This is a genomic window from Dellaglioa sp. CoH-57-MRSF-17, from assembly GCF_056782015.1.
Genome location: NZ_JBXAXY010000076.1, coordinates 1 through 371 on the forward strand (window position 1 = coordinate 1; position 371 = coordinate 371).

Below are 371 nucleotides of genomic sequence, written 5' to 3' on the forward strand. Positions count from 1 at the left end.
ACGATGAAGTTTTGGCCTCGATCGTTGATCACACCGATCTGTACAACGCACACCCGCTGGCGGCAGTCTGCGACGAGATTTACAACGATTTTGCGGCCGCGGTCACTGTCGCGGACCTGCGTGGATGCGCCACCGTGAACGAGATCACGGGCCTGATTCTGCGCAAGCGGAAGGAGCAGGAAGCTGGGAGCAACATCGTGGACGACAACCTGCTGATCGTCGAAGACGAAAACACGGATGAGGACCGGACGCGCGACGAGGCTCTTTCTGCTATCGAAAAAATCGTAGGGCACTCCATTAGCCTCGACGCCAATCTGGAAGACGTGCTGAAGAAACATGGCATTTCGTATCCGGTCGGGGCTGTTATTGTC

1 protein-coding gene is annotated in these 371 nt (G+C 56.3%); it reads left to right on the plus strand.

Going from position 1 to position 371, the window contains the following annotated elements; all coding sequences use genetic code 11:
• Positions 1-371: hypothetical protein (locus AC1RPJ_RS07945; protein WP_481762868.1), on the plus strand; the 371-nt coding region annotated here is incomplete at both ends.